Source organism: Dactylosporangium darangshiense (assembly GCF_039537565.1).
Taxonomy (GTDB): Bacteria; Actinomycetota; Actinomycetes; order Mycobacteriales; family Micromonosporaceae; genus Dactylosporangium; species Dactylosporangium darangshiense.
This window is the reverse complement of the sequence record NZ_BAABAT010000002.1, coordinates 155,974-169,543: the sequence shown is the minus strand read 5'-3', so window position 1 is coordinate 169,543 and position 13,570 is coordinate 155,974. Positions and strand designations below refer to the sequence as shown.

8 protein-coding genes and 1 pseudogene are annotated in these 13,570 nt (G+C 71.7%); 7 read left to right on the top strand and 2 right to left on the bottom strand.

Translation table 11 applies throughout. The features are described 5' to 3' along the window. Nucleotides 1-166 precede the first annotated feature (166 nt). A complete protein-coding gene (locus tag ABD901_RS04345; protein WP_345121462.1) occupies nucleotides 167-1,420 on the bottom strand; it encodes a sugar ABC transporter substrate-binding protein in 1,254 nt (417 codons plus the stop codon). A gap of 221 nt (nucleotides 1,421-1,641) precedes the next feature. Here ABD901_RS04345 and ABD901_RS04340 point away from each other — a divergent pair, with 221 nt between their 5' ends. From ABD901_RS04340 to ABD901_RS04310, 7 genes and pseudogenes are all read left to right on the top strand, one after another. After that, nucleotides 1,642-3,144, top strand: coding sequence for an alpha-N-arabinofuranosidase (locus tag ABD901_RS04340; protein WP_345121460.1), 1,503 nt, complete (start codon nucleotides 1,642-1,644; stop codon nucleotides 3,142-3,144). Nucleotides 3,145-3,148: 4 nt separating this feature from the next. Continuing rightward, nucleotides 3,149-4,165 (top strand): LacI family DNA-binding transcriptional regulator, encoded by a 1,017-nt coding sequence (locus tag ABD901_RS04335; RefSeq protein WP_345121458.1) that lies wholly within the window; start codon nucleotides 3,149-3,151, stop codon nucleotides 4,163-4,165. A gap of 465 nt (nucleotides 4,166-4,630) precedes the next feature. Further along, a pseudogene (locus tag ABD901_RS04330) lies at nucleotides 4,631-5,062 on the top strand (PTS sugar transporter subunit IIA); the annotation flags it as partial. Nucleotides 5,063-5,090: 28 nt separating this feature from the next. Beyond that, nucleotides 5,091-6,656 carry a PTS fructose transporter subunit IIC gene (locus ABD901_RS04325; RefSeq protein ID WP_345121455.1) on the top strand — a complete coding sequence of 522 codons (1,566 nt, stop codon included), beginning with the start codon at nucleotides 5,091-5,093 and terminating at the stop codon, nucleotides 6,654-6,656. 68 nt (nucleotides 6,657-6,724) lie between these two features. Continuing rightward, a complete protein-coding gene (locus ABD901_RS04320) occupies nucleotides 6,725-8,638 on the top strand; it encodes a sensor histidine kinase (RefSeq protein WP_345121453.1) in 1,914 nt (637 codons plus the stop codon). A 125-nt stretch (nucleotides 8,639-8,763) separates the two neighbouring features. Further along, on the top strand, nucleotides 8,764-10,104 hold the full coding sequence (locus ABD901_RS04315) for a condensation domain-containing protein (protein WP_345121451.1): 1,341 nt from the start codon (nucleotides 8,764-8,766) through the stop codon (nucleotides 10,102-10,104). Nucleotides 10,105-10,107: 3 nt separating this feature from the next. Beyond that, on the top strand, nucleotides 10,108-11,961 hold the full coding sequence (locus tag ABD901_RS04310) for a N,N-dimethylformamidase beta subunit family domain-containing protein (RefSeq protein WP_345121449.1): 1,854 nt from the start codon (nucleotides 10,108-10,110) through the stop codon (nucleotides 11,959-11,961). Nucleotides 11,962-11,978: 17 nt separating this feature from the next. On the opposite strand, the gene ABD901_RS04305 is transcribed toward ABD901_RS04310, so the two are convergent. Continuing rightward, on the bottom strand, nucleotides 11,979-13,091 hold the full coding sequence (locus ABD901_RS04305; RefSeq protein WP_345121447.1) for an amidohydrolase family protein: 1,113 nt from the start codon (nucleotides 13,089-13,091) through the stop codon (nucleotides 11,979-11,981). Between the last annotated feature and the right edge of the window lie 479 nt (nucleotides 13,092-13,570).

Genomic DNA, 13,570 nt, shown 5'->3' with positions numbered 1-13,570 from the left:
CGGCCAGCGCGAGCAACAGGGCACCTGCGGGAGTCGCCAAGGCAATGCGACGGTCGACCGTGCGGCCGCGGCGCCGGCCTCTGCGCGCCCGCGCGGGTGCGGAGAGGCCGGCGGCGGTCGTGCTCGTCGGCGCGGACACCGGGGGCACGCTCGAGCTCACGCGACCTCAGCCCTTCAACAGGGGCTTGAGCTGGTCGAGCAGCTCGTTGGCGAGTTGATCCGGCTTGCCCTGACCCGAGATCGCCTTTGACCAGTAGTTGCCGACGAGCGTCTCGACCTTGTCGACATTCTTGGACGGCACCTGCGGGCTCGGCGACGGGCGGCCCTGCTGCTGCACGATCTTGCCGAACACGCTCAGGATCGGGTCACTGCTGATCTTCGCGGACGCGGCGGCGTCGGCGCGGGCCGGGATCGAGCCGAACGCGTCGAGCAGCGTGAGCTCGCCGTCAACCGAGAAGAACGAGTCGTCGAGGAACTGCTTCGCCAGGTCGGGGTGCTTCGAGAACGCACCGACGTTCTGTACCTCGCCGCCCAGCAGGACGCCGCCCTGCGACGTGATCGGCAGGGGCGCGACGCCGTACTTGAACTTGGCCTGGGCCGCGGCGGCGATCTGCCAGTTGCCGTTGACCGCGAACACCGACGAGCCCGCGGCGAACTGCTGGAACGGGACCACCTGGTCCCACGACGCCGCCTCCTTGGACAGGTAGCCCTTGGCGATCCAGTCCTGGAGCATCGCGTACGTCTGCGCCATGGGCGCGGCCTGTGCACTGCCGTAGGTGAACCCGTTGGACGTAAACCAGGGGAAGCCCTGCCACTGGCTCTCGAGGCCCGGCTTGCCGGTGAGCGTGATGCCCTGCTTGCCGGCCTTGACGGCCTTCGCCATCACGTCCTGCAGCTCGGGGATCGTGGTGGGAACCTGGGCGCCGAGCTGGTCGAGGAGGTCCTTGTTGTACCAGAGGCCCAGCAGGTTGACGTAGCCCTGGACGCCGTACAACTTGCCGTCGATCTTCTGCAGCACGCCGTCGGGGAACTGCTTGGCGTCGGCGTAGGTGGACCACCAGTCGTCCATCGGCTTGATCGCGCCCGCCTGCGCCAGCGGGTAGGTGCCCGAGGCACCGAACACCAGCACGTCGGGGCCCGTCTTGGCGCCCGCGGCGGTGACCGCCTTCGTCGTCATCTGCTCGACCGGCACGTACTGGAACTGGACCTGCACGCCGGGGTGCTTGGCCTCGAACGCGGTCGCAAGCCGCTCCAGGCCCTGCACCTGCCCGTCCGTGTTGTAGTAATGCCAGACCGTCAGCGTGGTCGAGCCGCCGGCCGTGTCCCCACTGCTCGAGCTGCCGGACGAACAGGCCGCCAGGCTGAGCGTTGCGGCCCCCACCAGCGCGACGAGCGCGCGAGCGAGGCGGGCGTTCCTCATGAGCTGTCTCCCTCTGTCGCCATTGACCGTGCGGCGGCGCCGCCGAACCCAGGATTGTTTCATCGATGAATCGAGCCTGTTAGGGCAGTGACTTTGCCCGCCGAAAAGCTTTTCGTCAAGCGTCTCCAACGAAAGCGCTGCCGACCAGTTGTTCGCGTTGACGCTGCCAGCTGTGTCGCCTAGTTTCATCGATGAACAAACGAGAGAGGTAGATCGTCGACGTGGATGACCACACCCCCGCCGCGCCCGTGAGGCTCCGGCCGGCCCGCCGGATCGGCACTGCGAACCCGCGCCTGTTCGGCTCGTTCGTCGAGCACCTGGGCCGCGGCGTCTACGGCGGGCTGTACGCCCCCGGCGACCCGTCCGCGACGCCGGAGGGCTTCCGCGGCGACGTGCTCGAGCTCGTCCGCGAGCTCGGCGTCACCGTGGTGCGCTATCCCGGCGGGAACTTCGTTTCGGGCTACGACTGGCGCGACGGAGTCGGCCCGCGAGACGCCCGCCCGCGCCGCCTCGACCTCGCCTGGAAGACCGTCGAGCCGAACACCTTCGGCACCGACGAGTTCGTGGCGTGGTGCCGGCACGCCGGCGTCGAGCCGATGCTCGCGCTCAACCTCGGCCTCGGCGACGCACGCTCGGCGCTCGGCTTGCTCGAGTACGCCAACCACCCGGGCGGCACGACGCTCTCCGACGCTCGCGTCGCCAACGGCTCGCCCGAGCCGCACGACGTGCGCCTGTGGTGCCTCGGCAACGAGGCCGACGGCCCGTGGCAGCTCGGCCACAGCTCCGCAGCCGCCTACGCCGAGCGCGCGGCCGTGACCGCCGCCGCGATGCGCCGGTTCGACCCCGCGCTCGAGCTCGTCGTGGTCGGCAGCTCGCACGAGCGGATGCCCACGTTCGGCACGTGGGAGCGCGAGGTGCTGACCCGCACGATCGACCTCGTCGACCACCTGTCATGCCACATCTACTTCTACGACGAGGGCGACCGCGCGCGGTTCCTGCGCTCGTCGGACATGCTCGACAGGTTCCTCGACGACGTCGCGGCGACCATCGCGCACGTGCGGGCCGCGACGCGTAGCGAGCGCGACGTCAGCATCAGCCTCGACGAGTGGAACGTGTGGAACTACACGTCGTACGACGAGATCGAGCCGCGGCGCGTGTTCGAGGAGGCGCCGCGCATCCTCGAGGAGCAGTACACGCTCGCCGATGCGGTCGTGGTCGGCACGCTGCTGCAGAGCATCCTGCGCCATGCGGACGTCGTCGCCATCGCCGCGATGGCGCAGCTCGTCAACGTGATCGGCCCGATCCGCGCCGAGCCCGGCCGGCCCGCCTGGCGGCAGACCACGTTCCACCCGTTCGCCGCCGTCGCCCGCAGCGCGGGCCACACCGTGCTGGACACCGCGGCGGACGCGACGGGCGGCGCCGACGCGACGTGCGTCGTGACCGTCTCTCCCGGCGGCGACCACGCGCTCGTCCACCTGGCCAACCGTTCGACGACCACGGCCGCCGACATCGCGCTCGACCTGCGCGAGCTGGCCCCGCGCTCCGTCGAGCACGCCGAGCTGTTGTGGGCGCCGGACCCTGCGGCGACGAACACGGTCGATGACCCCGACGCCGTCGTGCCGCGGCCGCTCGACACCAGGCTCGACGACGGCACGCTCGCGCTTCGGCTGCCGCCTGTATCCTGGGCGACTGTCCGCGTCCGCTGCGCAACCGGAGGTAGGTGAGCAGATGGCACGCAAGGGCGAGAGCGTCACGATGGCCGACGTCGGCGCCCGCGCCGGCGTCACGGCCAGAACCGTGTCCAACGTGCTCTCCGGGCACACGTCGGTACGGCCCGAGACGCGTGACCGCGTGCTGCGCGCCGTCGACGATCTCGGCTACCGCATGAACACGTCGGCGCGCAGCCTGCGGACCGGGCGGACCGGCACGATCACGCTCGCCATCCCTGACCTGATGATCGACTATTTCACCGACCTCGCCCGGCGCATCATGACCGAGGCCGAGCGGCACGACTGGACAGTCGTCATCCAGCAGACGGGCGCCCGGCGCGAGAACGAGATCGCGATCCTCTCCGGCGCACGCCGCCAGCACTCCGACGGCTTGATCTTCCAGCCCCACGCGCTCGGACCCGGCGACGAGCGGTACCTCACGGGCAACGACCGGCTCGTCATCCTGGGCGAGCGAATTTTCCGCGGACCCGTCGACCACGTCACGATGGCCAACACCGAGGCGGCCCAGCTCGCGACGCAGTACCTCGTCGACCGCGGCCACCGCCGGATCGCCGCGATCGGCGCGAACCCGCGCGTCGCCACCACGTCGGCCGCGTCGCTGCGCCTCGAGGCGTTCCGCGACACGCTCGCCAAGAACGACCTGTCGGTGCCCGCCGAGTACATCGTCACCGCCGAGGAGTGGCACCTGCGCGACGGCGCCGCCGGCATGGCGCGCCTGCTCGGCCTGCCGCGGCCGCCTGATGCGGTCTTCTGCTTCAACGACACGATGGCGTTCGGCGCGCTCCACGCGCTCGCGGCCCGCGGCGTGCGCGCGCCCGACGACGTGGCCGTCATCGGATTCGACAACGTGCCGATGGCGGAGTTCACCACGCCGCCGCTCACCACGATCGAGCCAGGCACCGCGCAGGTCGCCAAGCAGGCCGTCGACCTGCTCGCAGCACGCGTCGCCGGCCGTGGCACGCCGCCGACCGAAGTGTTCACGGACTGCTCGCTCGTGGTGCGCAAGTCGGCCTGACCGCCCCGCGCCGGACCGAGACGCGCGCCGGCAAGGGCGACAACGCGGTGATATGGGTCGTTAGTGGACGTACCGGCGGGCCAGGCGGCTGCGGCGTAAGATTCCCAACATGGTGTCGACCGCAGGCGAGGCACCCTGTTTCGGTGCGGCTTGCATCCGAACTCGCCGGAGGGCCTGACCCGGCAGGGCGCTGATGCCTACGGCGCTCGACGCGGCCGCGGAGGCGAGGTGGCTGGCGTTGTCGAGCAGCGTGCCACACGCCGCCGGCGGATATCTCCGGCGGTCGTGGCAGAGCTTGCGGCTGGTGCCACAGCATCTGGGGTTACCAGCGGATCACGTTGCGCGCCTCGTTGCCGACCCACCCCGGCGTCATCAAGCCGTTGGCCGGCATGGCGCCGTCGAATCCAGACCGGGCGGCGGTACGGATCCGCTAATTATCGGGTACAACCGAGTTCGGGAGTTGTCATGACCACCCCAGTGGAAGACCTGATCACCGTCGACCTCGTCGATCTGGACCTGACTGCGGCCGACCGCCACGAGTCCATCCGGGCGCTCGCACAGCGGGTCGCGGCCACCGGCCGCGTCACCGACCTTGACGGCTTCCTGACGGACGTCCTCACCCGCGAGGCGCAGATGCCCACCGGCATCGAGGGCGGGGTCGGCATCCCGCACGCCCGGTCGTCGCACGTCTCCGCGGCGGCGCTCGGCTTCGGCCGCAGCGCGGCCGGCGTGGATTTCGGCGCCACGGACGGGCCCGCGCACCTGATCTTCCTCGTCGCAGCTCCCACCGGCGACGACGACCTACACATGAGCATCCTCGCCTCGCTGGCGCGGCGGCTCGTCCATGCCTCGTTCCGGGAGGCACTGCTGAACGCGACGACGGCACACGACGTCGTGGATCTCGTCAACCGGGAGGTGCCGGGCGATGAAGATAGTCGCCGTGACCTCGTGTCCGGCCGGAATCGCGCACACGTTCATGGCCGCGGAGGCGCTGGAGCAGGCAGCCCACGCGGCCGGCCACGAGATCATCGTGGAGACTCAGAGCGCAGGGACGGTCACGCCGCTCAGCCCGGAGCAGATCACGGCCGCCGACGCGGTGGTGTTCGCGGCCGACGTTGAGGTTCGCGATCGCGCCCGGTTCGACGGCAAGCCCCAGGTGATCGCCCCGGTGAAGCGGGCCATCATCCACGCGCCCAGTCTGATCCAAGAGGCCGCCGCGGCGGCCAAGCGGTCGTCGGCCGCTGCCGGCCAGAGCGCCGCCCCGTTGAAGAAGAAGATCGCCGGCCCGTCCACGAAGAAGCAGGCCGGACGGTCGCCGGCCGCTGCCGGTCCGATCGCCGCCTTGTCCACGAAGGTGGACCGCAGCGCCCCCCTGGCAACGCGCATACGTCAGTGGCTGATGACCGGCGTCAGCTACATGATTCCGTTCGTCGCCGCAGGCGGCATTCTCATCGCGTCGTCGTTCCTGATCGGCGGCCCGTCGATCGCGAGCAAGGTCAGCGGCGGCACCTTCGAGGGCGTGACATACCCGGGCGTCGCCGACCCGTCCAAGCTGTGGGCGACGCTGGGGCTCGCGGGGGTCCTGTTCGAGATCGGCTCTGTCGCGTTCTCCATGCTGGTACCGATCCTGGCCGGCTTCATCGCCTTCGGCATGGTGGATCGGCCCGGGATCGTCCCCGGCGTTGTCGGTGGCCTGCTGGCCACCTCGATCGGCGCCGGCTTCCTCGGCGGCCTCATCGCCGGCCTGCTCGCCGGGACGGTGGTCATGGCGATCAACCGGATCAAAGCGCCTCGCGCGGTCGCGGGCGTCATGTCGGTGGTGGTCGTTCCGCTGTTGTCGAGTGCGATCGTGGGCAGTCTCATGATCATTGCTATCGGGCAGCCGATCTCCGCCGTGCAAAAGGGCCTGTCCGCCTGGCTGACCGCGCTGAGCGGCGCCAACGCGATCCTGCTCGGCCTGCTGCTGGGCGCCATGATGGCCTTCGACATGGGCGGGCCGGTCAACAAGGTGGCGTACACCTTCGGCCTCGCGGGACTGGCCAGCGGCAACCACACCGTGATGGCCGCCGTGATGGCCGCCGGCATGACCCCGCCGCTCGCGCTTGCGCTGGCCACGGTGCTACGCCCGAAGCTGTTCACCGATGCCGAGCGCAGGGCCGGTGAGGCCGCGTGGCTGCTCGGCGCCTCGTTCATCACCGAAGGTGCCATCCCGTTCGCAGCGGCCGACCCGCTGCGCGTGATCCCGTCCATCATGGCCGGCAGCGCCGTGACCGGCGCCCTCTCGATGGCCTTCCACGCGACCTCCTGGGCACCGCACGGCGGCATCTGGGTCATCGGCCTCATCGGCAGGCCGGTGCTCTACGTGCTGGCCATCGCCGTCGGTGCGGTGATCAGCGCCATCTGCATCATGGTTCTGAAGGCACGCCATGCAGCCGTCCGCCGAGTGCCCGATTCGCCGCAGGGCGAGATGGAGCGGGCGGGCCGGGCCTGAAGGTTGACAGAACTCCATGTGGACACCCCTGGGTTGGCCACGCGCTAGCCTGATACGGAGGGGCGGGCATGAGCCGGACCAGGGGCGGGCTGATCAGCCGCATGGTGCTGGCGACCGGCGCACTGTTACTGATCGTCGGCGCGGCATTCGGCGTCCTGCTCTTCTCGATCAACGAGCAGCGGACCACCGCCCGCGTGACGCGCCACGCCCAGCAGGTTTTCGACGCCGTCGGCGACGTCGAGCGGCTCGCCGACGATGCGCAGACGAGACAGGTGCAGTACTTCGTCACCGGGGACGCCGGGTATGTCGCCGACTGGCAGGTCGCGACGGCGGACCTCCCCCGCGCGACCGAGCACCTGGAGCAGATCGCCACGACGAGCCAGGAGCGGCACCACGCAGAGCGCATCGCCCAGATCTCGCGATCGTTCGTCGACGACTACTCGATGCCGGTCATGGATGCGGCCCGGCGAGGCGATCCGAACGCGCGGGACGCGGCGACGATGCGGGAAGGCGATCGGCGGATCGCCGAACTGCACGCGGAGGCCCAGACCCTCAGGATGACCGAGCGGCAGATCGTCGACACCTCGGACGCCCGCATCGACCGGCTGGTCCAACAGGAGATCCTCGCGGTCGTCGGCGGCCTGGCGGGGTCGGCGCTCGTCATCGCCCTCGTCGGGTGGTACCAGACACGGGTCATCGTCCAGCCGATCCGCCGGGTCGCCGCCATGGCCGACCGGCTCGCCAGCGGCGACCTCAGCACCCGGCTGCCCGAGACCGGCACCGTCGAGATCGGCCGGCTGGAACGCTTCTTCAACGTCATGGCCGCCTCGCTGGAGCGCGGTTACCGGGAGCTCACCGAGCGCGTCGAGACGCAGATCGCCCTGCGGCGCATCGCCACGCTCGTCGCGCGCGGCGTCCCGCCGGCCGAGGTCACGGCTGCGGTCGCCGCCGAGCTGGGCCAGCTGATCGACACCGAGTCGGTGCGGATCGTGCGCTACGAACCGGACGGCACCGGAACGGTCGTTGCGGCCTGGGGCGGTGCCGACCTGGATCTGCCGGTCGGCGCCCGGATGCCGCTGGACGGCCGCAACGTCACGGCGATGGTACTGCGGACCGGCAAGCCGGCCCGCATCGACGACTTCACCGAGGCCACCGGAGTTCTCGGCACCCACCTGCGCGAGCGCGGCCTTCGCGCGGCGGTCGGCGCCCCCATCCACGTCGAAGGGCGGCTGTGGGGCGTCGTGGCCTCCGGGACGGCCTGCGAGGAACCGCCGGCGCCCAACGCCGAGGCCCGGCTCGCGGAGTACACCGACCTGATCGGCACCGCCATCGCCAACACCCAGGCCCGCGCGGACCTGATCGCGTCGCGGTCCCGGTTCGTGCTCGCCACCGACCAGGCGCGCCGCCGGATCGAGCGCGACCTGCACGACGGCGTCCAGCAGCGGCTCATCTCGCTGGGACTGAACCTCCGCCGCATCCAGGAGTGCGTGCCGACGGACCTGCCCGAGCTGCGGGAGGAGCTGTCGGCGGTCGTGGCCGGGCTCACCGGAACCGTCGACGACGTGCGGGAGCTCTCTCGCGGGGTACACCCGGCGATCTTGTCCGAGGGTGGGCTGAGGCCCGCGCTGCGCGCGCTGGCCCGCCGCTCCGGCGTGGCGGTGGAGCTGGACGTCCGGCTGGACGCCCGCCTGCCGGAGCCCGTGGAGGTGGCCGCCTACTACGTGGTGGCGGAGTCGCTCACCAACGCCGCGAAGCACGCCGGGGCGACCGTCGTCTCGGTACGAGCGGACGTCGACGACCATCAGCTGCGCCTGGTGGTCCGGGACGACGGCGTCGGCGGCGCCGAAGCCGGGCATGGCTCGGGCCTCATCGGCCTGGCCGACCGGGTGGAGGCCCTTGGGGGCACGCTGACGCTGGACAGCCCGCGGGGCGGCGGCACCTGCCTGGAGGTGCGCCTCCCCCTCGACGAGGCCGCTCTGTGACCGGGGAGTCCTGAACCGGGCGGGCGGGAAGCCCGCGATGGTCGGGCTGCCACTATATTGACAGCCTTGAACGCCACCGATTCAATGAGGCGCCGGAGTCACACCCTGACGAAAGCGGCGCAGCGATGACGGAACGGATCCCCATCGGGTTCACCGGTGCGCGGGGCGGCGAATGCGGGCTGAGCTGGGGCCAGACTGCGATCTGGCGGGCGATCCAGCGCCTCGTTCCCGACGATGCGAGCCTCAACATGAGCTGGGTGACCGCGCTGGAGGACGAGGGCATCTGCGTCGACACGCCGCTGTCGAGGATCACCGACACGGTCGCGTACATCATGGCCCGCCACGAGTCGTTGCGCACGAAGGTCCGGCTCGACGAGGTCCGCGAGGCGCGGCAGATGGTGGCGCGGGAGGGGGTCATCGAGCTGGAGGTCGTCGACGCGGAGCGGGACGAGGCCGCCGCCGCGGCACGGCAACTGCAGCGAAGGCTCACCGAGCCGCCGTTCGACTACCCGAACGAGTGGCCGCTGCGGGTCGGCGCGGTGCGCGTCGGCGACGTCGTCACGCACGCCGTCTTCGCCATCTGCCACCTCGTCACCGACCGGGGAGGGCTCACCGCGCTCGTGCGCGACGTCCTGGACAGCCTCGCCGGCCACCCCACGCTCGACCCGCCCGACCGCCAGCCGTACGACCTGGCGCTGCACCAGCGATCCGACGCGGGGCGGCGACAGAGCGAGAAGGCGCTTCGGTACTGGCAGCGCCACCTGCGCGCCGTCCCCCGCAACCGGTTCAGCGAACCCGACGGCGATCCCCGGTTCGTCAGCGCCACCCTCAGCTCACCCGCCGGCGACCAGGCCGTCAGCCTGCTCGCCGACCGCGAGCGGGTCAGCACGTCCGCGGTCATCCTCGCCGCCGCCGCGGTGCAGCTCGCCCGCCAGACCGGCGCCCGCGAGGCCGTCCTGCAGGTCATCGTCAGCAACCGGTTCCGCCCCGGCCTCGCCGATTCGGTCGGACCCGCCTCGCAGGACGGACTGTGCGTCATCGAGGTCGGCGACGACGAGCTCGGCCCCGTCATCGGCCGGGCCATGCGGGCCTCGATGCAGGCGTACCTGCACGCACAGTACGACCCGGCCGCCCTCGATGCGCTCGTCGCGCAACTCGGCGACGTCGACCTGTCCTGCTCGTTCAACGACCGCCGCTTCGACATGCAGACCCCCGTCTCCGCCGCGGCCGGCGTCAGCGCCGATTCACTGCGCGCCGCACTGCCCCGCACGGCGCTCACCTGGGAGCCCGTCGATCACTACGGCGCCCGCTACTTCCTGCACGTCAACGCCGTGCCCGGCGTGCTCGACCTCACCCTCTTCGCCGACACCAGCGTCTTCGACCGCGCGAAGATCGAGGAGCACCTGCGCGGCATCGAGGCGCTGCTCGTGGCCGAGGCGCTCGGCGCGCTCACCGTGGCCGCCTGACCGTTGCCCGTCTACGCGCACGCCACCTCCTGCATCTCCGGCGGGACGCTGCGCTTCACCCTGCTCGGCCCCGGCCCGGACACCGTCACGGTCCACGACGCCACCGACGATCGCCTCCTGCTGACGGCCGACGTCGACTGTCCGGTGTGGACACTTGCGGTGCCCGAGGACTGGCCCAGCTCCCTCTGCCGGGCCGTCTTCAAGAACAGGGACCAGGAGGTGTACTTCGTGGTGCGCCGCCCGGCCGGCCACCCGTCCGCCGCCACGCTCGTCTCGGTGCCGTTCGCGACCTGGCAGGCGTACAACCGTTCCGGCATCCCCGGCGAAAGCCTCTACTACGCCGAGGAGCCGACCAGGGCGTCCCACGTATCGTTCGACCGCCCCGGCGGCGGGCCGCCCCCGGAACGCTGGGAGGACGGGCTGCTGCGCTGGCTTCGTCCGGCCGGCTACCAGGTCGACTTCTGCTCCAACCTCGACCTGCACGCCGACGGCCCGGCGCTGCTGCGCGGATACCGCCTGCTCGTCGTCAACGGCCACGACGAGTACTGGTCGAAGGAGATGCGCGACGCCGTCGAGTCCTTCACCGCGGCCGGCGGCAACGTCGCGTACTTCGCCGCCAACACGGCGCTGTGGCAGGTCCGCTTCGAGGATGCCGACCGCACCATGGTCTGCTACCGCGACCCGGTACGCGACCCCGTCGCCGCAATCGACCCGGCGCGCACGACGGTCGAGTGGGCGGCGGCCCCGGTGCACCGCCCGGAGAACACGATGACCGGCGTCGGCTACCGGCACGGCGCCGGCGCATGGGGCGAGTTCATGGACGTCATGAAGGAGACCGACTACACGGCCCGCTTCGCCGAGCACTGGGTGTTCGCCGGCACCGGCCTGCGCGACGGCGACCGGTTCGCGCTCGGCGCGGTCGGGTACGAGACGGATGCCGCGCTGCACCGGGACGTCGACGGTGTACCCCGCATCACCGGCGCCGACGGCACCCCGCCTTCGTTCGTCATCCTGGCAACGGCGGACCTGCGCCACTGGCGCCGATACGGCCAGGGCGGCCACGCGACGATGGGCGTGTTCCGGCTGGGCGCCGGCACCGTGTTCAACGCGGCAACGGTGAACTGGGGCAACACGCTCGCCGATCCGGTGGTCGACCGGATCACCCGAAACGTCCTGGACCGCCTCTCGGCGCCGCCGGACCCGTCCCGCTGGGACGCGATCGGGCCGGCACCGCAGCTGGCCGCGCTGGTCGCCTGCGAGCACGCCTTCTGGGCGCTGACTCCGGACGGCACGCTCCTGGTCCGCGCCGCCTGCGGCCAGAACCTCCCCTGGCGCCCGGCCGGGGCGCCCCCGGATGCGTCCCAGGACCCGCCGGTGTGCCTCGCGGCGCCGCGCGAGGCCGTCTGCGGGATGGGGGTCGGGCTGTATGCCGCGACGCCGCGGGGACGGCTGCTGTACCGCGAGCCGGTCCGGGAGCCGGCGCCGTGGGAGGAGATCGGCACCGCACCGGACGGGATCCTGGCGCTCGCCAGCGCCGACGGGACACTCTTCGCCATCACTGAGGACGATCGGATCCGGTGCCTGCCGCTGGCCCGGCTCGCCGAGGGCGACCACTGCTGGCCTGACGCCGGGAGCGCCGCGGGAGCGGTCAGCCTCACCGCGGCGGGCGGGCTGCTCTTCGCCGTCGACCGCAACCACCGGCTGCGGGCCCGGCCGCCGACGGCCACGGAGGCGGCCTGGTCGGACCTCGGCCCGGCCGGCGACCGCACCGTCATCGCCGGGTACGACGGCCATCTGGCAGGTACCGGCGGCGATCGGCTGCTGCGGTGGCGCGACATCGCCCGGGACCCGCGTTGACCCACCGGCGTCGGGCGCTACGACTGCTTGGCCAGGCGGGCCGCGACGTGCTCGATGCCGCCACACCAGACGCGACTGATCGACCGCACGGCGCGGATGTCGTGCAGCGGGTCGCCGTCGACGAGTATCAGGTCGGCCCGCCGTCCCGGTTCGACGACGCCACGGTCGATCAGGCCGAAATGTTCGGCGGGCAGTACCGTCGCGGCGCGCAACGCGTCGACGGTGCTGAGGCCGGCATCGACGAGCAGTTCCAGCTCGTAGTGCAGGCTGTCGCCGAACGTGAAGTCACCTGGCGCCACGGCATCCGTGTTGGTGTCGGTGCCGGCCAGAATCGGTACCCCGGCACGGTAGGCGGCGGCGACGCTCGCCCGCGCGCTGTCGTAGTTCGCGTCGGGCATCGCCCACACCGCCCGCATTTGCGGTGACGTCGACGGCCCCGTCAACGCGTCCATCATGACCAGCGTTGGGATCAGCGTCTGGCCCGCGGCCGCCATCCGGTCCGCCACGATCCGGTCCAGGGGCCGGTCCAGCGGCGTGTGCGTGAGGGCGTCGACCGCGGCCGCCTGCGCCAGCTCCGCGGCCTCGTACGACAGGGCGTGCGCCACGACGTGCCGCCCGAGCCGGTGCGCCGTGGCGACGAGCGCGTCGACCGTGGCCCGGTCGGGGCTGGGCCCGGGCAGATCGATCAGGATCTTCAGGTAGTTGGAGCCCTCGGCGAACCGTTCGGTCACGAATCGCTCCGCTTCGCCGGCGTCACGGATCAGGCCGCGCTCGCCGATCCCGGGGATGTGCGAGTGGATGCAGCTCGGGGCCATCGCCGCCGTGCCGGCGCTGCGAATGTCGGTGAGCCCCCGGATCCCACGCATCGAGTCGATGAACTCCGGCGGGGCGTTGGCCATGTCCAGGGCGGTGGTCACCCCGAAACGCACCAGCCGCTCGAGCGCGGACGGCCCGTTGAGGTGCAGGTGGGCGTCGATCAGCCCGGGCAGCAGCGCCGCCCCCGCGCCGTCGACGACCAGCTTGGCGTCCGAGGCGTCGAATCCGATGCGGTCGCCGTCGAGCGCCACCGTGGCGGGCGGGAGAAGTTGCCTGCCATCGAACACGCGCACGTTGCGCAGCACAGTCTTCATGGGAGGAACGTGCCCACATTCCGCGCCGGCGAACGCCCGTCGGGGCGGGTGGAAGGGCGGCTGCTGTCGCGCGGTGCCGTGCCGAAGCCCGCATCCGCCAGGTGGGAGCCGGCGTACGAGGTCCACGGCCACCTGGCCTCGCGGCGGCGGACCTCACGCCATGTCGCGTCGCGGCATCATCGAGGCGAGGTAAGGACCCGTCGGCCGCGTTGCGCGCCGGCCCGGGGCGCACATCGGCGCCTGGCCGGCGACCGTGGTGGAAGTGGGTTGCGCGGCGGTCCGCCGACGGCCAATATCAGCATTGGTCGATCAGCGGGGGCGGGCGGCATGGTGCGACGGTGGATCACCGGCTTGGCCGGGCTCGGTGGGGAGCGGCTGCGCCTGCTGCGCCTGCTGTTACGGGCCGGACCCGCACCAGCGGGGTCACTGGTGGCACTGGAGGCAACGCGAGCGGTAATGCCGACCGCGCAGGCGCTCGC

Coding starts and splice junctions, on each gene's coding strand:
- ABD901_RS04345 (WP_345121462.1), bottom strand. CDS start 1,420: ATGAGGAACGCCCGCCTCGCTCGCGCGCTCGTCGCGCTGGTGGGGGCC.
- ABD901_RS04335 (WP_345121458.1), top strand. CDS start 3,149: ATGGCACGCAAGGGCGAGAGCGTCACGATGGCCGACGTCGGCGCCCGC.
- ABD901_RS04325 (WP_345121455.1), top strand. CDS start 5,091: ATGAAGATAGTCGCCGTGACCTCGTGTCCGGCCGGAATCGCGCACACG.
- ABD901_RS04320 (WP_345121453.1), top strand. CDS start 6,725: ATGAGCCGGACCAGGGGCGGGCTGATCAGCCGCATGGTGCTGGCGACC.
- ABD901_RS04315 (WP_345121451.1), top strand. CDS start 8,764: ATGACGGAACGGATCCCCATCGGGTTCACCGGTGCGCGGGGCGGCGAA.
- ABD901_RS04305 (WP_345121447.1), bottom strand. CDS start 13,091: ATGAAGACTGTGCTGCGCAACGTGCGCGTGTTCGATGGCAGGCAACTT.